Origin of the sequence: Hymenobacter sp. 5516J-16 (genome assembly GCF_022919335.1) — a bacterium.
In the GTDB taxonomy this organism is placed as follows: domain Bacteria; phylum Bacteroidota; class Bacteroidia; order Cytophagales; family Hymenobacteraceae; genus Hymenobacter; species Hymenobacter sublimis.
Genome location: NZ_CP095058.1, coordinates 2203462 through 2223530, shown reverse-complemented (window position 1 = coordinate 2223530; position 20069 = coordinate 2203462). Strand labels below are relative to the sequence as shown.

Annotated in this window: 16 protein-coding genes and 1 pseudogene; 10 read left to right on the top strand and 7 right to left on the bottom strand. The window is 60.1% G+C overall.

The genetic code is table 11. From position 1 onward, the window contains the following. Positions 1–113 precede the first annotated feature (113 nt). On the bottom strand, positions 114–1238 hold the full coding sequence (locus MUN84_RS11055) for an acyltransferase family protein (RefSeq protein ID WP_244698458.1): 1125 nt from the start codon (positions 1236–1238) through the stop codon (positions 114–116). A gap of 145 nt (positions 1239–1383) precedes the next feature. After that, the gene (locus MUN84_RS11050; RefSeq protein WP_244698457.1) at positions 1384–1956 is read right to left on the bottom strand and encodes a GNAT family N-acetyltransferase; all 573 of its coding nucleotides are present in this window, start codon (positions 1954–1956) and stop codon (positions 1384–1386) included. A 105-nt stretch (positions 1957–2061) separates the two neighbouring features. Between MUN84_RS11050 and MUN84_RS11045 the strand changes: the two genes are divergently transcribed. After that, entirely contained in the window at positions 2062–2487 is a 426-nt protein-coding gene (locus MUN84_RS11045) for a hypothetical protein (RefSeq protein WP_244698455.1), read from the top strand. A gap of 168 nt (positions 2488–2655) precedes the next feature. Here MUN84_RS11045 and MUN84_RS11040 read toward each other — a convergent pair whose 3' ends face one another. The 4 genes from MUN84_RS11040 to MUN84_RS11025 form a co-directional block, all read right to left on the bottom strand. Next, positions 2656–2910: a phosphopantetheine-binding protein gene (locus tag MUN84_RS11040; protein WP_244698453.1), complete on the bottom strand. Its 255-nt coding sequence runs from the start codon at positions 2908–2910 to the stop codon at positions 2656–2658. 57 nt (positions 2911–2967) lie between these two features. Continuing rightward, positions 2968–3552 (bottom strand): efflux RND transporter periplasmic adaptor subunit, encoded by a 585-nt coding sequence (locus tag MUN84_RS11035; protein WP_244698451.1) that lies wholly within the window; start codon positions 3550–3552, stop codon positions 2968–2970. Positions 3553–3707: 155 nt separating this feature from the next. Continuing rightward, positions 3708–4160, bottom strand: coding sequence for an Rrf2 family transcriptional regulator (locus tag MUN84_RS11030; RefSeq protein WP_244698449.1), 453 nt, complete (start codon positions 4158–4160; stop codon positions 3708–3710). Between the two features lie 178 nt (positions 4161–4338). Next, positions 4339–5193 (bottom strand): pirin family protein, encoded by an 855-nt coding sequence (locus MUN84_RS11025; protein ID WP_244698447.1) that lies wholly within the window; start codon positions 5191–5193, stop codon positions 4339–4341. A 372-nt stretch (positions 5194–5565) separates the two neighbouring features. Between MUN84_RS11025 and MUN84_RS11020 the strand changes: the two are divergent. The 9 genes and pseudogenes from MUN84_RS11020 (at position 5566) to MUN84_RS10980 (ending at position 17738) form a co-directional block, all read left to right on the top strand. Next, a pseudogene (locus tag MUN84_RS11020) lies at positions 5566–6638 on the top strand (NADH:flavin oxidoreductase/NADH oxidase). Positions 6639–7648: 1010 nt separating this feature from the next. Further along, positions 7649–9763, top strand: a complete 2115-nt coding sequence (locus MUN84_RS11015; RefSeq protein WP_244698446.1) for a M13 family metallopeptidase — start codon at positions 7649–7651, stop codon at positions 9761–9763. Positions 9764–10023: 260 nt separating this feature from the next. Beyond that, on the top strand, positions 10024–12174 hold the full coding sequence (locus MUN84_RS11010) for a M13 family metallopeptidase (protein WP_244698444.1): 2151 nt from the start codon (positions 10024–10026) through the stop codon (positions 12172–12174). A 94-nt stretch (positions 12175–12268) separates the two neighbouring features. Next, positions 12269–14392: a M13 family metallopeptidase gene (locus tag MUN84_RS11005; protein ID WP_244698442.1), complete on the top strand. Its 2124-nt coding sequence runs from the start codon at positions 12269–12271 to the stop codon at positions 14390–14392. 304 nt (positions 14393–14696) lie between these two features. After that, positions 14697–15068, top strand: coding sequence for a BlaI/MecI/CopY family transcriptional regulator (locus MUN84_RS11000; protein WP_244698441.1), 372 nt, complete (start codon positions 14697–14699; stop codon positions 15066–15068). After that, positions 15065–16051, top strand: a complete 987-nt coding sequence (locus MUN84_RS10995; protein WP_244698438.1) for a M56 family metallopeptidase — start codon at positions 15065–15067, stop codon at positions 16049–16051. Before MUN84_RS11000 ends, MUN84_RS10995 begins: the two co-directional genes overlap by 4 nt. 38 nt (positions 16052–16089) lie before the next feature. Then, entirely contained in the window at positions 16090–16653 is a 564-nt protein-coding gene (locus tag MUN84_RS10990; protein ID WP_244698436.1) for a TonB-dependent receptor, read from the top strand. 177 nt (positions 16654–16830) lie between these two features. Then, positions 16831–17163 (top strand): hypothetical protein, encoded by a 333-nt coding sequence (locus MUN84_RS10985; RefSeq protein ID WP_244698434.1) that lies wholly within the window; start codon positions 16831–16833, stop codon positions 17161–17163. Positions 17164–17204: 41 nt separating this feature from the next. Further along, positions 17205–17738, top strand: a complete 534-nt coding sequence (locus MUN84_RS10980; protein WP_244698431.1) for a hypothetical protein — start codon at positions 17205–17207, stop codon at positions 17736–17738. A gap of 892 nt (positions 17739–18630) precedes the next feature. Here MUN84_RS10980 and MUN84_RS10975 read toward each other — a convergent pair. Continuing rightward, positions 18631–20067 (bottom strand): TPM domain-containing protein, encoded by a 1437-nt coding sequence (locus MUN84_RS10975; RefSeq protein WP_244698428.1) that lies wholly within the window; start codon positions 20065–20067, stop codon positions 18631–18633. Between the last annotated feature and the right edge of the window lie 2 nt (positions 20068–20069).

Sequence of the window (20069 nt, the reverse complement as noted above, 5' to 3'; positions counted from 1 at the left end):
TAGTGACGAATTGGCCGTTTATAGTCGGTTTATGGATGCTTTAGCAGCCATTGTGTCCGAAATTAGGCCGTATGTTGCCTTTCCTATCTGGGTGAAACTGCCAATACCTACACCTACCTAGCTGGCCGATCAGCCGAAGGGGCGTAGGAAAAGTACCGCTTGAGGTTGTTGAAGGGGCGCTCCAACCACCGCCAAGAAATGCCGGCCAAGGCCAGTGTTATCGGCGTCAGCACTAAGCTCATTCGCCAGGGGTTCATCCAATAGGCCAGGAGTGTTTGGCTGGCGGGTTCTGCTGCCCACAGCCGGTATATCAGCCGTTGGTACACCACCACCGCAGGCAAGTGATACAGATACAGGCCGTAACTGCGCGTACCCACCCACTGAACAACTGGGTGCAGCAGCAGTACTCGGGTGAAACGATAGGGCGTGTGTAGTACCCAGCCCAGCAAGCCAGCAGCTCCCAATGCCGCGGCACCCAACCCCACCACCAGGAAAGATGCCTCCCATTCAGACGGGGAAACCATGTGCAACAGGCTGATAGCTAGCCATGTACTCCAGCCCAGAGCCGCCAGCCAGCCGTAACCCCACCAGCGGGCCGGTAGGTGCGTTTCCAGCAGCCGCAGGAGCCCGCCCGCCGCAAAGGCGTCCAGATTGGCCGGCATGAGCACGAAGGTGAACGGTAACGGCGCGTTTCTGATCCATACCAACCGAAAGACGAAAGCCCCCACCATAAGGCCAGCTAGTAACCAGCCTTGTTTTCGGGTAGGCCAGAAAAGCAATAGCACCGGCCAGAGGGCGTAGAACTGCTCCTCAACGGCCAACGACCAGAAGTGGCCGACGCCTTCGCCCCATTGTTGTAAGCGGTAAAACAGCACGTTGGAGCCGTGCAGCACGTACCAGGGCCAGTACTGCCGTATGCTTGCCAGAGGCAAGAGGGCGCAGAGCACCAGAGTGAAGTAGTAGCCCGGCAAAATCCGCAGCGCCCTTCGACAATAAAACAGCACCAATGCCCGGCCGGTACTCATAATGCCGGCTTCCACCTGGGCCCGCTGGTGCCAGACAATGCCCGTAATTAGGTAGCCGCTCAAAACGAAAAACGTAGTGAGACTGGCCTCACCGAATGGTAGCGACATGGGCAGCCAGTGTTGGGCTACCACTAGCACAACTCCAATGGCCCGAATGCCATCCAGCTCGGGGCGAAACGTAAGTCGGGAACCGGTCGGGGAAGGTAGCATCATGCAGCAGGAAGGGGCGCAAAGTACGGCATCAAGCGCCGCATTGCTGACGCCGTACCTGCCACCTGCGGGGCGCATGGTGGGCACGTTAGCAGTTGGGGCCCCAGCAATGCGGCGCTAGTTACCAGGCGCAACTACCCACATTGCCCTAAGCTTGTTGGGCCCCGGTGGTTTTATCCGTGGCCATAATATCCCGCTCAAAATGCAGGTAGCCTTCCGCATCGGGGGTAGGGGAAGTGAGGCGGAAGGCGTTTTGCTGCAGAATCCGCTGGGCTCCCAAGTTATCGAGGGTGGTACGGGCGGTGAGGTGCCGGACCATCCCGGTATCGGCGGCGTGGCGCACCAGGCCAGCTACCAGTTCTGTGCCCAGGCCCCGGCCCCGCCAGTCGTCGGCTATGGAAAAACCGATTTCGACGCTACCCTCCACGGGTGGGCCATGAAAGCCCCCGGTGCCGATCAGCACGTTGGTCGGAGTTTCCGCCCCCGCCCGCAGGATGGCGTACCACCCGTACCACCCCGCCGCGGTGCGGCCCCCAGCCGTGAGCTGGGCCAGGAAGTAGCGCATGGCTTCCTCATCGTACTCGCCCGGGGGCCAGTGGGCCGGCAGCTGGGCGCCTAGCAGAATAGGAAAATACTGGGGCTTAGTAAGTTCAGCGGTGAGCAAGGCCCGGCTGGCGGCTACCAGCGTTAGCCGGGAGGTATAGGCAATCAGAGCAATCATGGGAAAAGATACGGAGTTCGTCGAATAAGGGCGCAAATGGGAGCGGCTGCCCGATGGGTTGCCCGTCTTGGCGCGTATATTTGATTTCTCCCTGCCTCCTGCCTGATGCTGCCAGCCGCCCCAGAGTTTGTTGAAGTTACCCACCGCGCCGACCTGGATGTGTTGCTAATCCGGTGGATGCGGAAAGTGACGCTGGAAGAAATGTGCGCAGGCTACCACTACGTGCTGGAGCGCGCCGCCGAGCACCGCTGCCGGCAGTGGCTGCTCGATGCCCGGCGCCGCTTCAATACCGACCGGGACGGGGCCCACTGGATGATTACCAGCTTCCTGCCTACCCTGCACGCCCGTTTGGGCGGCCGAACCTACCTGGCTTACCTGCTCGTGCCCGTCATTATGCGGGATGTTGAAGCCGATGCGGCCTTTCCGCCCGCCAGTTTTTTCGAAGGTAAGCCCTTTGCCGCCGAGCGCTTCATTGATGAACGGGAGGCGGTTGCGTGGCTGCAGGAGGCTCGCCAGCAACCCGTAGCCTAGCGCCGGTCGGGCAGTCACTAGCGGCTAGTACCCGAAAACAAAAGTCGCGCTGGCCGTGCTGAGCGAAGGGAAAAATATGGGCTACTGCTTGGGTGGTAAGTTCAGATTCCGTGCTTCACTTGGCACGGCCAGCGCCGCAACCAGTGCGCTAGTGAACGTCCAGTTCACTTACTCATTCACCAACTCACTTAAATGGGTGTCCACGCAGTCGAGCACGTCCTGGACAGTGCGGAGGTCTTCCAGTTCGGGGTCGGGAATTTCGATGTGGAACCGGTGCTCCAAGTTGATGACCAGCTCGACCATATCGATGGAGTCCAGGCCTACGTCTTCGTGCAGGCGGGAGGTAGGAGTAAGGTGCAGGGCGGGGTTGCGGTGTTTTTTGCGCAACATGCGCTCTACCTGGTAGCGGATGAGCTGTTCCATAGTCTGGTATGAAAGCAGGTAAGAGGGAAAAAGTAAAGAGCAGCGTTTGCAGCCGAGCTACTCAACGCTAGACAGTAGCAAGGTGGTATCCGCCGCAATCAGGCCCGAGGCAAGCTGCGCCACTACCGTCTGGGGCGTGAGGTAGTCGCCGGTAGTCACGGCCATGCCCGTAATAACGCCATCGGCCGGGGCCGTCACGAACACGAAGCTGAGCATGGGCACGGCCCGGGCTAGCTGGGCGCGGGTGTCCGTGAGTTGGGTTTCGGCCGCCGTGAGGGCCGCCGAGGCCGGATGAGTGGCTTGCAGAACCTCGTAGGCGCGCAGCTGTTGGGCAAGGCGGGCCTGCAACTGCTGCTGGGTTACGCTGGGCAGCTTTTCTACCAGCTTCAGCAGCAACTGCCCTTTACGTACGCGCTGGCCTTCGTGGAAATACACTTCCCACACCCGCCCGGCGGTGGCGCTACGAACTGCCTGCGCGGTGGCATAAGTTGGGGACCCCGCGGACGTGGCTGCGGAGAAGTGGGAGGTAGCTAGTAGGGGTAGGCCCGCGCCCGGCGCTTCGACCGGGGTAAGCCACAGGGGCAGCAGGAAGCTTCCTGCCGCGACGAGGAGCACGAGCCCCACGCCAAGTATCTTTTTCATGGGTAAAACGCCGGCACATCCGACGAAGCCAGTTGCCACTACCGCAGCAAGCCAGCCGATGCCTCCCGTGCGCGCTAGGGGGTAGCGCGGGCAGAAGACGGTGAGAAACAGTGAGTAACCAGGGTGGTTACATTTTTGGTTAAATAAAAAAAGCTCTAGCCCGAAGCATCCGTGCAGCCGCCGGGCAGGCGCTTGCCCAGCTCCTGCATCACCTGCTGTACCGTTACGGCGGCCAGGGCAGCCCGCATGGCTTCAATGGCCGGCCCAAACAGGCCCTCGAGCGTTTCCTGCATCACGCTGCCCAGGTCGCAGTGGGTGTTGGGGTTGGTACTACCCACCTGAAATAGATCAGGCTCACTGGCCTGCATGGCCCGAAACACATCGAGCAGGGTGATTTCGGCGGCGGGCCGGGCCAGGACGGTGCCCCCGCCCGCGCCGCGCTGGCTTTGCACCAGGCCCGCCTCGCGCAGTGTGCTCATAAGCCGGCGCACAACCACTGGGTGCGTACCCGCACTGCTGGCCAGCACCTCCGACGAAACTGGCTGCCCCGGCTGGGCATGCGCCAGGTAGGCCAGAATGTGCGTGGCGACGGCAAAGCGGGTGTTCATGAGGAATTAGTAACAGATTCGGTTACAAATGTACGACGAGAAAAAGTTGGGCGCAATCTTTTCCGTGAGGCACCTGAATACGAACGTAAATTGCAAGCCATAGGGTAGGTGGGGCCGCATCAGAACAGCCCACTGCAGCAGACGATTACCGAGCCCGATTACTTTACGCCGACCCCAGTTATTCTTCCCAGCGCCCAAACTTGCCAGCCTGATAATCCTGGTAGGCCTGGCGGATTTCCTGCTCGGTGTTCATCACGAAGGGGCCGTAGGACACAATGGGCTCCTGGAAGGGTTGGGCGTGGCCCAGCAGCAGCACGGCTTCTTCCAGGGCTTCAATGTGCAACTCGTCGCCGTCGTAGTTGAACTCGACCAACTGGCGGGCCTGGGTTTCCTGGCCGTTTACGCGCAGGCTGCCGCGCACGGTGTAGAAGAAGATGGTATGGCTGGCCGGAATGGTTAAAGCGAGTTTGCCGCCCGCCTGGAAGTTAATGGTAGCCAGCTGAATATCAGCCAGCGGGGTTACGGCTCCGGCCGTGCCGGCCCAGTTACCCGATACAGCGTGTACTACCACCCGGCCCTCATCCAGGGAAGCCGTCGGAATTTCTGGCTCCTGCAGCCCGAGGTAGCGCGGCTCCACCATCTTGTCCTTGGCCGGCAGGTTTACCCACAGCTGCAGAATCTCCAGCGGCCCACCGGTGCGCTTAAACTCCGGCGAGGAAACCTCCGCGTGAATCAGGCCTCTACCTGCTGTCATCCACTGAATGCCGCCCGGCCCGATGATGCTCTGGTGCCCGCCCGTGTCCTGGTGCATGATGTCGCCCTCCAAAATGAACGTCACCGTCTCGAAGCCGCGGTGAGGGTGGGGGCCGAAGGGTAGGCCCTGGTTGTTCGGTCGGTACACCTGGGGGCCGTGGTGGTTCAGGAACAGAAACGGGTCGAGGTGCTCTACGGAGTTCGTAGGTAGCGCCCGGTAGGTAACCAGATCGGCAATGGGCGCATTCTGGGCGCGGTGCTGGGTGTTAATAGTGCGCATAGCAAGCAACGGGTAAGGAAAGGTGCACTTGCATACCAGCAGCCCCCAGGAATGGTTTTAAAAACCTACGCGGCCCGGCTGGGGGCTTCTTCCCGGCGGATAGAAAGCAACAGTTCCTGAAATAATCGATTCGTCTTACAAAGGCGCCACCGCTGCATCTCGCGTGCTGGCGTTGCCATGCTACCTAACAATTCGAGCGAGATGCGGCGGTGGCACGTCTGCAGGACGGCCTGATTGTTCGCTACCAAGCCACCTAGCACGGCAGCCCCTGGCAGAGTAGAGCCGCGGGTAGCTCAGGCGTGAAAACCCCAAGGCCACGCGGGTGGTTTAAAAGTCTTTCCCGCTTGCTTCTCCCGACTTCTTTCCTGTAACATGGCCCACCTCTTCACGCCGCTTACCCTGCGCGGCCTCACCCTGAAAAACCGCATCGTCATTTCGCCCATGTGCCAGTACAGTGCCCAGGATGGCTTCGCTAACGACTGGCACCTGGTGCACCTAGGCTCCCGGGCCGTGGGCGGCGCGGCGCTTATCTTGCTGGAAGCCACGGCGGTAGTACCCGAAGGCCGCATTACGCCCGACGACCTCGGCATCTGGAAGGATGAGCACCTGCCTGGCTTGCGCCGCATCGTTGATTTTCTGAAAAGTGAAAACTGCGTCCCCGGCATTCAGCTAGCCCACGCCGGCCGCAAAGCCAGCCACCGCAGCCCCTGGCAAGGCGGCACGGTAGTGCCCGAAACCGAAGGCGGCTGGCAGACCGTAGCTCCCAGCCCGCTCCCCTTTAGCCCCGGTGAACCCGCTCCGCGGGAGCTAAGCTTGGCCGACATTCAGGGGTAGTAGAAGCCTTTCGGGTAGGAACGCGCCGGGCGTTGTCGGTTGGTTTTGAGGTGATTGAGTTGCACGCGGCCCACGGCTATCTGCTTCACCAGTTCCTCTCCCCACTCAGCAACCAGCGCACCGACGAGTACGGCGGCTCCTTCGAAAACCGCATCCGGCTGCTGCTGGAAGTAGTAGACGCTACCCGCGCCGAGCTACCCAACCACCTACCCCTGTGGGTGCGCATTTCCGCCACCGACTGGACTGAGGGCGGCTGGACCGCCGAGGACTCCGTGGCCTTGGCCGCCATCCTGAAAAACCACGGCGTAGACCTACTAGACTGCTCTACCGGCGGCAACGTGCCCCGCGCCGATATTCCCATCGGACCCGGCTACCAAGTGCAGTTTGCCGAGCAAATCAAGCGCGAAACCGGCCTGCCTACCGGCGCCGTGGGCATGATTACCGAAGCCCAGCAGGCCGAAACCATTATTGCCAGCGGCCAAGCTGATGTAGTGCTGCTGGCCCGCGAGTCCCTCCGCGACGCCTACTTCCCGCTCCACGCCGCCCACGAGTTAGGGGTAGACATAGAGTGGCCTGAACAGTACGAGCGAGCCAAGCCCCGGCGGCGGTAAGGGGTATTATGTTCAGAGTAACCTCTAAACGAGAGCGGGAAGCATTGCTGCTCTCGTTTAGAGGTTACTTGCTGAATGAAGGTTTGCTGCCGTTTTAAGGTAAGCAGCTTCCCATTTTATCTACCCTAATATGGTCTTGTAGTGTAGTCTAGGTTACAAGCGAAGTAAGTTGCACCCGGCCTTGCTTACCATCTTATTTGTCTAACAACACCGCGTCCGATACTTCTAGGCAGGTGATAGTAGCTTCTCTTAATCCATCTACATTGGGCGGTACCTCGGGGCCAAGCTGGTAGCCTACCCGAAGCACCTGCCCATTTATTTGGTGCGCATGATAAGCTTGCCATTTCGGCCCAACCGGAAGCACATGATAGCCAGCCGGTAACCCCTCGCGGCTGTTCGCTAATTGCAGTGTTGTGTGCAGGGTCTTACAATTGGGTGAATCGCCATAGCTCGGGCAGAAGCGCACTGTGGCAAGCTCACTGCACTCGGTAGTAGCGGGAGCAACACTATCCTGGTTAGTGCAGCCGTTTAGGCCAAGAAAGAATAGTAGGCCGAAGTTTGCCAGATGGTGAAGAGGAATAAGGGTGCGCATGGTAAGGGAGAATTTGTTTTAAATAAAGGCGTATGATTGGACGTCTAGGCTTTTGCTAGCCTCAGCTACTAGCGATGCCTTAGGGGTAGCTCAATAAGAAGTAGATGAGCGAAAAAGGAGGAAGGAATAAGCCCCTCAAGCTTACGAGTGTCGCAGCTGGGTTAAGGTTGCATCGGGCTGCTTAGTGAATAGCATAAGTTGACGAGCAAGAAAGCGTTACAGAGTAATCCATCCATGTAAGCTAACTCAGACTGTGAGGCTAATTGTCGCCATTGCGGTATTACAACATGGTCCATAGCGGCACTTCGGGGGCAGACGCAGCCATTCTGGAAGCGTCACTATAACAGGAATCATATAGGCGCAACCTTCCTGGCGCAAGCTGCGACCTTAGCGAAACCACCGTTCTGTATTTCGCTGAATGAAAAACCGTTCTGCTTCCCCGCGCGCCGGCGCCGCGGCCTTACTCCTGACGCTGGCCGGCTGCGCCACTAGCCAGCCCACAACCACCGCTACTACTGCTACCCCTGCTGCCGCTTCAACTGCTACTCCCGTGGCTTCCACCTCGGGCGGGCGCAGTATCAACCCCCAGGATGTGGACCGCTCGGTGTCGCCGTGCGAAGACTTTTTTCAGTTTTCGGGCGGCAACTGGCTGAAGAATAACCCAGTGCCGGCCTACGCCTCCAGCTGGGGCCCGCGCAACCTGCTCGGCGACCGGACCCAGGCCACGCTGAAGCGCATTCTGGAGGAAGCCGCGGCTAACACCTCGGCGGCGAAAGGCTCCAATGCCCAGAAAGTCGGCGACTTTTACGCCTCCGGCATGGATTCCGCGGCCATCGAAAAGGCGGGGCTGACGTATTTGCAGCCCGAACTCAAGCGCATCAGTGCCGTGAAGGACTTGAAAAGCCTGCAAACGGAGCTGGCCCGCCAGCAGCGGCTGGGCACGGGTGCATTCTTCCGCGCTGGGGTAGGGCCCGACCGCAAGCAAAGCACCGTGTACGCCGTGAACCTGAGCCAGGGCGGCCTGAGCATGCCCGACCGGGACTACTACCTCAAGGACGATGCCCGCTCCAAAACCGTGCGCACGGCTTACGTCGCCTACATGACCAACACCTTTAAGTTGATGGGCGACAGTGAGGCTACCGCGGCCCAGAAGGCGGCTACCATTTTGCGGCTGGAAACCCGCCTGGCCAAAGCCAGCAAAGACCGGGTTGCCCTGCGTGACCCTAATGCCAGCTACAATAAGATGACCCTGGCCGAGGCTAACACGCAGTTTCCCAACATCGGCCTACCCACCCTGCTGGCGCAGAATGGCTTGGGTGCAGCCAAGGAAGTAATTGTGGGTCAGCCAGATTTCTTCCGGGAGGTGAGTGCCCTGCTGAAGGAAGAGCCCCTGTCGGATGTGAAAACCTACCTGACCTGGCAGCTGGTTAGCTCCCTACCTTCGGCCTTGCCCAAGGCGTATTCCGATGAAGCCTTCCGTTTCCAGCAGGTGCAGAGTGGGGCCAAGCAGCAGCCCGTACGTTGGAAGCGCATGCAAGCCGCCACCGATGCTACCTTGGGCGAGGCGTTCGGCCAGCTTTACGTAGACAAGGCGTTTTCGCCAGAAGCCAAGCGCAAGGCCCTCGAAATGGTCGCCAACATCAAAGCCAGCATGGCCGAGCACATCCAAACCAACACCTGGATGAGCGACGCGACCAAGGCCGAAGCCCTGAAAAAGCTCAACGCCCTGCGGGTAAAAATCGGCTACCCCGATAAGTGGAAGGACTATTCTGAGCTGTCGATTTCGCGCGAATCCTACCTGAAAAATGTGCTGGCGGCCCGCGAGTGGGGCTACAAGCAAAACGTGAAGAAATTTGGCGGGCCGATTGACCGCAACGAGTGGGGCATGACGCCGCCCACCATCAACGCCTACTACAACCCGCCGATGAACGAAATCGTGTTTCCGGCGGGCTACCTCCAGCCGCCCTTCTTTGACCCCGAAGCCGATGACGCCGTGAACTACGGGGCCATTGGCGGCGTGATGGGCCACGAAATGACCCACGGCTTCGATGACCAGGGCCGGCAGTACGACTCGGAGGGCAACCTGCGCGACTGGTGGACCAAGGCCGATGGGGAGGAGTTTACCAAGCGCGCCGCCGTGGTAGGCCGCCAGTACGACGCCTTCTCGCCCCTGGACTCGGTGCACGTGAACGGCAAGCTGACCATGGGCGAAAACCTGGCTGATTTCGCCGGCCTGACCATCGTATACGGCGCCCTCCAAAAGCAGCTCGACAAGACCTACGGCAAAGGCAACCGCCCGCTTATTGACGGCTTCACACCCGAGCAGCGCTTCTTCCTGAGCTGGGCCCAACTGCGCCGCCAGAACATCCGGCCGGCCGCCCTACGCCAGCAGATCCTCACCGACCCGCACTCGCCCGGCCAGTACCGCACCATCGGCCCCCTGATGAACATGCCTGCCTTCTACCAGGCTTTCGGCTGCCAGCAGGGCCAGAAAATGGTGCGCCCCGATGCGGAGCGGGCGGTAATTTGGTAACTGTACTAGCGCTAAAAGCCAGTTGCCTTGCTTGAGCTATGCCGCGCCCCAAACGCTGTGGCCTAGGGCAGGTGCTTCAAGCAAGAACGACACTAGAACTCTCCCTCTGGAGAGGGGCTAGGGGTGAGGCGAACTAGCGCTAAAACCAAAAGGACGTGCTACCCTCATCAACCACCCCTAGCCCCTGCTTGCCAAGGAGGGGAGCCAGTTTCTAGGCTTTAGCTTAACTTAGAACTCCACACATCCCACATTTTCCTTTCATGACCTCGAAAAACTACCTATTGCTGACCTTAGGTACGGCGGCAGGCCTCGGGCTGGCCGGCTGCGCCACCAGCACTCCCGCTACCACGGCTACCTCCGCTACTACTACCACCACAACCAGCACTGCTACTGCCTCAACGGCTGGCGCTACCGCTACGGAAGCCCCCAAAGGCCCGGTAATGCCGGGCGTGGGCCTCGACCTTTCGGCCCGCGACTTGGCGGTTTCGCCCTGCGAGAACTTCTTCCAGTACGCCAGCGGCACCTGGCTCAAGAACACCCCCATTCCGGCCACGGAGTCGTCGTGGGGTTCCTGGAACACGCTGATTGACCAGAACAACGCCGTACTGCGCAACATTCTGGAAGCTGCAGCCGCCAATAAATCGGCGGCCAAAGGCACCAATGCCCAGAAAGTAGGCGACTTCTACGCCTCGGCCATGGACACCATGGCTATTGAAAAAGCTGGCCTGAAGTACCTGCAACCGGAGCTGGCCCGCATCAACGGGGTAAAAGACCTGAAAGGCCTGCAGAACCAGCTGGTGCGCCAGCAGATGCTGCAAACCCGCTCGGTATTCGGGCTGGGCGTGCGCCAGGACTCCAAGAAAAGCACCGAGTACGCCCTCTACCTGGGCCAGGGTGGCCTTACCCTACCCGACCGGGACTACTACCTCAAGGAGGATGCCCGCTCCAAAACCATCCGCTCGGCCTACACTACCTACCTCACCAACCTGTTCAAGCTGTTGGGTGATGCGGAGGCCACGGCTGCCAAGAACGCCGCCACCGTACTGCGCCTGGAAACCCGGCTCGCCAAAGCCAGCAAAGACCGCGTAGCCCTGCGCGACCGGTACGCCAACTACAACAAGATGACGGTGGCCGAGGCCAACAAGCAGTTCCCAAATCTGGGCCTGACCACCATGCTGCCCCAGGTGGGCCTGGGCTCAGCCAAGGAGGTGATTGTGGGTCAGCCGGAATTCCTGAAAGAAGCCAGCGCCGCCCTCCAGCAGGAGCCCGTAGGCGACTGGAAAACCTACCTGCGGGCTCACCTGGTGAACTCCGTATCGTCGGCGCTGCCGAAAGCTTACGTGGACGAGTCCTTCCGCTTCCAGCAGGTGATGAGCGGAGCCAAGCAGCAGCAGCCCCGTTGGAAGCGCATGCTGCGCGCCACCGATGGTACGCTAGGTGAGGCATTCGGTCAGATTTACGTGGAGAAGGCTTTCACGCCGGAAACCAAGCAAAAGGCCTTGGAAATGGTGGCTAACATCAAGGAGGCCATGGGGGAACACATCCAGGCCCTGGAATGGATGAGCCCGGCCACCAAGCAGGAAGCCATGAAGAAGCTGAACGGCTTCACCGTGAAAATCGGCTACCCCGATAAGTGGAAGGATTACTCCTCGCTGAACATCTCCCGCGAGTCCTACCTGAAAAACGTGCTGACGGCCCGTGAATGGGAGTTCAAAGACAACGTGGGCCATTACGGCAAGCCCATTGACCGCACCGAGTGGGGCATGACGCCGCCCACGGTAAATGCCTACTACAATTCCACGATGAACGAAATCGTGTTTCCGGCCGGCATCATGCAGCCCCCGTTCTTCGACCCCAAGGCCGATGACGCGGTAAACTATGGCGGCATGGGCGCGGTCATCGGCCACGAAATCACCCACGGCTTCGACGACCAGGGCCGCCAGTCGGACGCCGAAGGCAACCTGCGCGACTGGTGGACCAAGGAAGATGCGGCCGAATTCTCGAAGCGCACCGACCTGGTAGGCAAGCAGTACTCGGCTTTCCAGCCCCTCGACTCCATTTTCGTGAACGGCAAGCTGACCATGGGCGAAAACCTGGCCGACTTCGGGGGCACAGCCCTGGCTTACTCGGCCCTGCAAAAGCAGCTGCAGAAAAAGTACGGCTCGGAGCCCCGTCCGCAGTACGATGGCCTCACGCCCGAGCAGCGTTTCTTCCTGGCCTGGGCCCAGATCTGGCGCACCAGCGCCCGGCCTGAGTACATCCGCCAGCAAGTGCAGACCGACCCGCACTCCCCGGCTCAGTACCGCACCAACGGCCCCCTGATGAACATGCCCGAGTTCTACCAGGCTTTCGGCTGTAAGGAAGACGCCAAGATGGTTCGTGCGCAGAACGTGCGCGCCCGGGTATGGTAGTGTTTGGCAAAAGCTTGTAAATAAGTAGATTGAAAAGCGGGTTGCCCAGGTAGCCCGCTTTTCTCTTTTTCAGTTCGCCGTATTTCCCGCATCTATGAAAACCCACAATACGCTAACGTTGGCTGCCCTGTCGGTGGCAGGTTTGGCCGCCACCAGCTGCAATTCCTCGAAGCCCGCTGCTACGGCCGCTACCACCTCTGCCACGGCCGTAACAGCTACTACCACTACTACCCCAGAGGCGCCGAGCGTACCAGGAGTAGGGCTGGCCGTAGCCAACATCGACCGGTCCGTGGCGCCCTGCGACGACTTTTTCCACTTCGCCAGCGGCACTTGGCTTAAGAACACGGCCATTCCGGCCAGTGAGGTCCGGTGGGGAAGCTTCCAGCAGCTCGCCGACCAAAACAACGCCGTGAGCCGGCAGATTCTGGAGGAAGCCGCCGCCAACCGCAACGCCCCCAAAGGCAGCAACCTGCAGAAAGTCGGTGACTACTACGCTTCGGCCATGGACTCCGTGGCCATTGAGCGCGCCGGCATCACGCCCCTGAAGCCAGAGCTGGCCCGCATTGCCGCCGCCAAAGACCTAAAAAGCCTGCAAGCCGTAGTGGCCCGCCACCAAGCCCTGGGCACGGGCGCTTTCTTCCGGGCCGGTGTGAGCCCCGACCGCAAAAACAGCACCGTGTACGCCGTAAATATGAGCCAGGGCGGCCTGGGCATGCCCGACCGGGACTACTACCTCAAGGACGATGCCCGCTCCAAAACCGTGCGCAACGCCTACGTGGCCTACATGACCAACACGTTCAAGCTCATGGGCGACTCGGAGGCGGCGGCGGCCAAAAAGGCGGCGGCTGTGTTGGCTATTGAAACGCGCCTGGCCAAGGCCAGCAAGAGCCGCGTGGAGCTGCGCGACCCGTACGCGAACTACAACAAGATGACGGTGGCTGAGGCCAACCAGCAGTTTCCCAACATCGGTCTGCCTACCCTGCTAGCGCAAAACAAGCTGGGCGCGGCCAAAGAGGTCATTGTGGGTCAGCCGGCTTTCTTTCAGGAAGTTAGCGCGCTGATGAAGCAGGAGCCGATGGCCAACCTCAGAAGCTACCTCGACTGGCAGTTGGTAAGCTCCGTTAGCTCGGCCCTGCCCAAAGCCTATGCCGACGAAGCCTTCCGGTTCCAGCAAACCCTAACGGGGGCCAAGCAGCAGCAGCCCCGCTGGAAACGCATGTTGGGTGCCACCGACCAGGCCCTAGGCCAGGCCTTCGGTCAGCTCTACGTGGACAAGACCTTCACGCCCGAAACCAAGCAGAAGGCCATGGAAATGGTCAATAACATCAAAGCCTCCATGGCCGAGCACATTAAGCAGCTAGACTGGATGAGCGACGCGACCAAGCAGGAGGCCTTGAAGAAGTTGAACGCCTTCACCGTAAAAATCGGCTACCCCGATAAGTGGAAGGATTACTCGGCCCTGACCCTTTCGCGCGAGTCGTACCTAAAAAACGTGCTGGCCGCCCGGCAGTGGGCCTACAACGACAACGTGAGCAAGTACGGCAAGCCCATTGACCGCACCGAGTGGCGCTTCACCCCGCCCACGGTGAATGCCTCCTACAACTCATCGATGAACGACATTACCTTTCCGGCTGGCATCATGCAGCCCCCGTTCTTCGACCCGAAAGCGGATGACGCGGTGAATTACGGTGGCATGGGCGCCGTCATAGGCCACGAAATCACCCACGGCTTCGACGACCAAGGCCGGCAGTCGGATGCCTCGGGTAACCTGCGCGACTGGTGGACTAAGGAGGACGCCGAGAAGTTTACCCAGCGCGCCGACATGGTCGGCAAGCAATACTCCGCCTTCTCCCCGCTGGACTCGGTGTACGTGAACGGCAAGCTAACCATGGGCGAAAACCTGGCCGACTTCGGCGGATTGAGCGTAGCGTACAGCGCCCTGCAGAAGCAGCTCCAGCAGAAATACGGCAACGGCCCCCGGCCCAAATACGACGGCTTCACGCCGGAGCAGCGTTTCTTCCTGGCCTGGGCCCAAATCTGGCGTACCAATGCCCGCCCCGAATACCTGCGCCAGCAGGTGCTAACCGACCCCCACTCACCCGCGCAGTTCCGGACCAACGGCCCCCTGATGAACATGCCCGAGTTCTACGAGGCTTTCGGCTGTAAGGAAGACGCCAAGATGGTGCGCGCCCAAAACCTGCGCGCCCGCGTCTGGTAAACCCGCAAGCAGCCCGTTAAACTTGTTCGAAGGATAACAAAAGGGCAAAATAGGCCCTGTCATGCAGAGGCGGAGCCGAAGCATCTCGCTCGAATTGTTGGGTAGCATTGCAACCTCAGCACGCGAGATGCTTCGCCTCCGGCTCGGCATGACGGTCTTTCGATTTGCTGAACAACTTTACTAGTAAAAGCCCGCTTGCCCACAGCAAGCGGGCTTTTTTGTGTACCGCTAAAAAATATTTCACTACTTCCTGTATCTAATTACGAAATATTCGTAGTATTACGAAAAGATAGTAATTGATGATATGGAACGACTTACTCAACCCGAAGAAGAAGCCATGCGCGGCTTCTGGCAGCTCGAGGGCGGCTTTATCAAGGACGTGCTGGAGCTGCTGCCCGAACCCCGCCCACCCTACACTACCCTGGCCTCCACGGTGCGCAACCTGGAGCGCAAGGGCTACCTGCGTAGCGAGAAGCTGGGCAATACCTTCCGCTTCACGCCCCTGATTCCGGCCGAGGACTACCGCAAGCGGTTCCTGGGCGCCTTCGTGGGCGACTACTTCCGCAACTCCTACAAAGAGCTGGTTTCCTTCTTTGCTAAAGACCAGAAAATCAGTGCCGAGGAGCTGAAGGAAATCATTGATATGATTGAGCGGCAAAAGCCTCAGCAGCCATGATACCCGAGCTATTAGTGTACTTGCTGAAGGTGAACGGGGTCCTGCTCCTGTTGCTGGGAGTGTACTATGCCCTGCTGCGCCGGCTCACCTTTCATCAGCTGAACCGCGCCTACCTGCTGGGGGCGCTGGGGTTTTCGGTGCTGTATCCGTGGCTGGATGTGTCGGCGCTGCTGGCCCGGCCGGCTGCGCTGGATAACCAGCTTAGCGTGCTGCTGCCCAACTGGCCCGGGAGTGGTAGTGTAGCGCCCGTAGTGCCTGCTGAGGAAGGCGTTAACTACAGATTCTGGCTGCTGGCCGTTTACTGGGTAGGCGCGGGGCTGATGACGCTACGCCTGCTGCTGCAAGCAGCTTCGCTGGCCGGCGTGCACCGCGCCTCCCGTCCGGCCCAGGTGGCCGGCGTGGCTTGCCGCCAGGTAGCCGCCGACATCAACCCCTTTTCCTTCTGGCAGACGATTTACCTGAATCCAGCCCAGCACGCGCCTGCGGAGCTACCAGCCATTGTGCTGCACGAGCAGGTGCACGTGCGCCAGTGGCACACGCTGGATGTGCTGCTGAGCCATGTCCAGCGGATTTTCGGGTGGTTCAGTCCGGGGGCGTGGCTGCTGCTGCGGGCCGTGCAGGAAAACCTGGAGTTCATTACCGATGAGGCCGTGCTACAGACCAAGCAGCTCGATGCCAAAACGTATCAATACAGCCTGCTGCAACTCAGCACCCTGGCTTCTGGGCCGGCGCTGGTTACTCCTTTCTCCTTTATCACTCTTAAAAACCGTATTCGTATGATGAACGCGCAACGATCTGCCCGCGCTCAAGCGGCCCGCTACCTCCTGGTGCTACCGCTGGCCCTGGGGCTGCTCAGCCTCTCGGCTCCCGAAGCTGCCTCCGCTGCCCTGACTGCCTCCGATGTAAGCACACCCACGGGCCCCGATGTTGAAAAGGAAGCTCCCATTAGTGCCCTACCCCCGCCGCGCTGGCCTACATCGTAAAGCAGTACCCCGGCTACCGCCTCATTGGCGTCTCGGAAGTGCGTGCCGCCGATGGCAGCAACCTGCGCTACCGGGCCGAAATTGCCTACGGTCGTCGGCCGGAAAAAGTACTGTTCGATGAAAAAGGCCAGCCGCTAGCCGTTGCCGCCGAGCCCCTGTATTTCCTGGACGGCAAGCCCAGCACCAAGGCGGAAGTGCAAGCCCTCGACCCGAAAGCCATTGAAAGCATGAGTGTGCTGAAAGGTGAGCAAGCCCGCACTGCCTTCGGCGAAAAGGCCACGGGTGGCGCCATCCTGATTATCACCAAGAAAAACCGAGATTCGGCTGCGGTTCAGGCCTTTATCAAGGAGCACAACCTGAGTTTCGAGCCGGCCAAGCCCGAAGATCAGCGGGTCATCAACCTGATAAGTGCCGGTCGGGGCCTGAGCCCGGCTGATGTGGGCGGACGGCTACTGATCATCAACGAGAAGGAAGCCACCATCGAGCAAACCAAGATTCCGGCCGCCCAGCTTTCCTCCGTTTTCGTGATGGATGCCGAGCGGGCTACCAAGAAGTTCGGCGAAAAAGGCCGGCAGGGAGCTATTGTAATAACTACCAAGTAGATAGTGCTGGCTAGATGAACGCTTTTCGCTAGTGACAATAGCTATAGAACAAGTTGCCGGGCCGGTTGCGGAAAGCAGCCGGCCCAGTTTTGTATCTTGGGAGCCGAACTTTTGTTTGTTGCTACTATGCTCACCTTTTCCTCTTCACATTGCGCGGTTGTCCTAGCTGGTCTGCTTGTGGCAACTACCTGGTACACTGCTGATAGCCAGGCTGCTGGCCCGGTGCCGGCTGCGTGGGCCGCCGCAACAGGACCCAGCTTGTATTTTCTTGATGGTCAGCCTTCGGACCAGAAAACCATTGAGCAGCTCAACCGCCGGACCATTGCTTCGGTGAACGTAGTGAAGGGCGACGAAGCCCGCCGCATCTTCGGGGCGGAAGCTGGCGAAGGGGTGATGATTGTGGTAACCAAGCGCAACGTAGGCTCGGCGGCCGTAGCCGAGTTCAACCGCCGCTACGATATTCGGCCCGTGGAAACTCCCGTGCCCCCGACCGTTCCTGGTAAGCCCTAAAACGCCGGTCTCGGGGGCGGCCTCACCTACTGGGCTAGGCAATGCCCCGCGTACTACTGGGGCAGGCTGGCCTGACTCCTCTGCCACTGGGCCAACGTGCGGCCCGTATGCCCCGTATCCGGACCACTTTATTTTCTCGTCAGCTTCTCCGCTCGCCCCGCATGAATCCTACCACGCTTGCCGACTTTCTGGACTTATCGTACCGGCCCGACCTAGGGATTGTGGCCGCCCGCTGGACGCGCCCCACGGCCTCACATGAGCTGCGCGCCGGCTACCAGGAAGTGCTGCGCTACGCCGCTACCTGCGACTCCTGCCGCCACTGGCTTGTGGACTCCCGGCGCCGGCTAGAGGTAGACTCCCGCGACGTGCACTGGCTGACCACCGTGTTCTACCCCCTGTTGCGTCAGCACCTCGGCGACCATGTGTACCTGGCCTTTCTGGTGGCGCCCTACCAGCTCGACGACGTGCACGACGAAACCCTGCCGCCCCTGCCCCACACCCACGGCGACTACTGCTCCCTCAACCAATTCACCGACGAGGGCGAGGCTGTGCGTTGGCTCTGCTCCCGAGGGTAAGCGCCTGGACTACCCATTACATACTCTTCTAAGTACTTGCTAGGGCTCCGGGTGCGGGCGGCCCGCTAAATAGTATTGGCTTTAGCAAAAGCCTTCTGTAACCGTTGGGCAGGGCAGACCTAGGTAAAAGGTGCCCACCGTTACCGTCCTAGCTACGTCCTTAGTTTCCACCAGCTGATCGAGAAAGTAAAGGTGCCAGGAGGCGTTGCTAGGCTAGCATAGGAAGCAATGACAGCGCTTCTTCTTGAGCCGGCAGAAGCCAGTACGAATATCAACGAACTATTTACCTGAGGTTTCAGCATACGCGGGGGGCTGGCAATAGCGTGCGTCGCTTTCTGTCATCAGGCAACCAGGCTCAGGAAAGCTCACAAGATTTAGGTTGATACACGGATCGTATTAGAAAAGTTAAAAGGAATGACGCTAACGTTAGAGAAATCGAAATGAGACTTGACATAGAATTTTTCTTAGAATAACTCTTTATTTCAGCTTGTTACGATAATTATCTAAAGATTCGCTTTATTTGGAGGTGCCATGTGGTGCCGTGCTTCTCTCACCTCTTATTCTTTCTTATGTTCAAAAAGATACTCCTGCTACTTTTGGGCTTCCTTTTGTTCCTAGAGCCGGCCCCTACGCGGGCCGAAACGGGAAGCAGCGCCACCTCATCAGTCAGCGCTGAAACGGTAGCCAGCGTTCCGGTCTTTCGTCGTTCATACAAGCGCGGCCGGCCTAACTACAAAGCTTACCGTGGCAACAGCCGTCACAAAATGAAGAAGTTGGGCCCGTTTCGTCGCTGGAAGCTGCGCCTCAAAGCCCAACGCAAGCGCAAGCGTAACCCAAGCGTAAAAGTAGGAGCACCCACCCGCAGTATGCCCAAGAAGTAATTCCACTCCCCTCACACGCAACAAGCCGGTTCCCGTACGTACGGAAGCCGGCTTGTTGCATTATGGTGGCGTAGTAGGTTGTTACCCTTTGGCCCGGCCCTAAGCCGTAGCCGGCTGGCGTTACCAGCTGCCACTCGTGTTGTCGTCACTGTCGAAGCCCCCGCCGCCGGTATCGTCCGACGACGTGTCGTCGTAGGAAGAGCTGTCGTCGGAGGAGGAGAAATAGTCTGGGGAATCGTTTGCCGTGTAGTCCTCCGAGAAGTAGTCTGGCTCCGCTTCGGGGTAGCATCGGTGCCGCCCAAGGCCGGAAAGCCACCCGTTGAGGCCGCTCCACCTACCGCGCCAGCTGCCGCTGCTCCACCCGCGGCACCCGCCGCGTCCGGGTCGAAAGTGCGGGAGCCGTCGGGGTGGAAAGCAGAACTGTCGGGGTTGTCGTGGCCCTGGGCCATGCGGTTGCCAAGGTAAGCGCCGGCGGCGGCGGCAGCACCCGTCATGAGCATGCCGCCCACACCACTACCGCCGCTCCCGCCCCCAAAACCAGAAGTACGGTTAGGCAAGAAGTCCGGAACGTTACCGGGCTGGTTTACTGGCCGCTGCCCGTAGCCGCGGGTAGCATCGTTGGGCTGGCCTGGCTGCGTCGATTGGTTGGGCAGAAAATCCGGGGTAGGGCTCGGGCCTGGCGCGGCGGGTGTCCGGCGCCGAAATAGCTTGGATACCAGCCAAATGCCGCCTCCTATAATCAGGGCACCCAGGGCCAACGTGCCCCAGCCAAACCCCGATGAAGCAGGTTCTGCCGCCGGTAGGGTAGGCGCTACGGGTTCCGGAACGGCGCTTTGGGCCGGAAGCTCGCTGGCAAGTTCGGCTCCGCTGCCGGCCCCGTTGGCGCCTACCCCAGCGGCGGCGCTAGTTGCCGGACTAGTGGCGGCCGCTGGGGAGCTGGTCGGAGCAGAGCCCGGGTTAGCGGCCAGCATTAGGGCATTAAGGCCCGAACGCAAGCCGGCGAAATAGCGGCCTTGCTTAAAGCTGGGCGTCATTTTTTCGTTGATAATCTGGCTGGTCAGGGCCGGAGTAATCTGCTGGCGCAGCCCCGAGCCGGCCTGAATGGTGACGTTGCGCTCCTGCGCGCCGATTAGCACTACCACGCCGTTGTCTTTGTCGCGCTGGCCGATGCCCCAGGCCGTGCCCAGCTCCCGGGCGTACTCGGCCACGTTGCGGCCTCCCAGCGAAGGCACCGTTACCACCACAATCTGGGTACCGTTTTCGTCGGCGTAGCGGCGCAAGCCATTTTCCAAGGTCTTGGCGTTGGCTTCGGGTAGTAGTTGGGCCTGGTCATTTACAAACCGGAAGGGAGCGGGGCGGGGCGGCAGCTCTTCCGCGGGGGCGCCCACGGCGGTCTGGCTTAGGCCGGCCACCAGCCCCAGCCACAGAAAAAGAAGGATGCGGTGCATAA

Coding starts and splice junctions, on each gene's coding strand:
- MUN84_RS11005 (WP_244698442.1), top strand. CDS start 12,269: ATGAAAACCCACAATACGCTAACGTTGGCTGCCCTGTCGGTGGCAGGT.
- MUN84_RS11030 (WP_244698449.1), bottom strand. CDS start 4,160: ATGAACACCCGCTTTGCCGTCGCCACGCACATTCTGGCCTACCTGGCG.
- MUN84_RS11015 (WP_244698446.1), top strand. CDS start 7,649: ATGAAAAACCGTTCTGCTTCCCCGCGCGCCGGCGCCGCGGCCTTACTC.
- MUN84_RS11035 (WP_244698451.1), bottom strand. CDS start 3,552: ATGAAAAAGATACTTGGCGTGGGGCTCGTGCTCCTCGTCGCGGCAGGA.
- MUN84_RS11010 (WP_244698444.1), top strand. CDS start 10,024: ATGACCTCGAAAAACTACCTATTGCTGACCTTAGGTACGGCGGCAGGC.
- MUN84_RS10980 (WP_244698431.1), top strand. CDS start 17,205: ATGCCCCGCGTACTACTGGGGCAGGCTGGCCTGACTCCTCTGCCACTG.
- MUN84_RS10975 (WP_244698428.1), bottom strand. CDS start 20,067: ATGCACCGCATCCTTCTTTTTCTGTGGCTGGGGCTGGTGGCCGGCCTA.
- MUN84_RS11045 (WP_244698455.1), top strand. CDS start 2,062: ATGCTGCCAGCCGCCCCAGAGTTTGTTGAAGTTACCCACCGCGCCGAC.
- MUN84_RS11040 (WP_244698453.1), bottom strand. CDS start 2,910: ATGGAACAGCTCATCCGCTACCAGGTAGAGCGCATGTTGCGCAAAAAA.
- MUN84_RS10995 (WP_244698438.1), top strand. CDS start 15,065: ATGATACCCGAGCTATTAGTGTACTTGCTGAAGGTGAACGGGGTCCTG.
- MUN84_RS11000 (WP_244698441.1), top strand. CDS start 14,697: ATGGAACGACTTACTCAACCCGAAGAAGAAGCCATGCGCGGCTTCTGG.
- MUN84_RS11050 (WP_244698457.1), bottom strand. CDS start 1,956: ATGATTGCTCTGATTGCCTATACCTCCCGGCTAACGCTGGTAGCCGCC.
- MUN84_RS11055 (WP_244698458.1), bottom strand. CDS start 1,238: ATGATGCTACCTTCCCCGACCGGTTCCCGACTTACGTTTCGCCCCGAG.
- MUN84_RS11025 (WP_244698447.1), bottom strand. CDS start 5,193: ATGCGCACTATTAACACCCAGCACCGCGCCCAGAATGCGCCCATTGCC.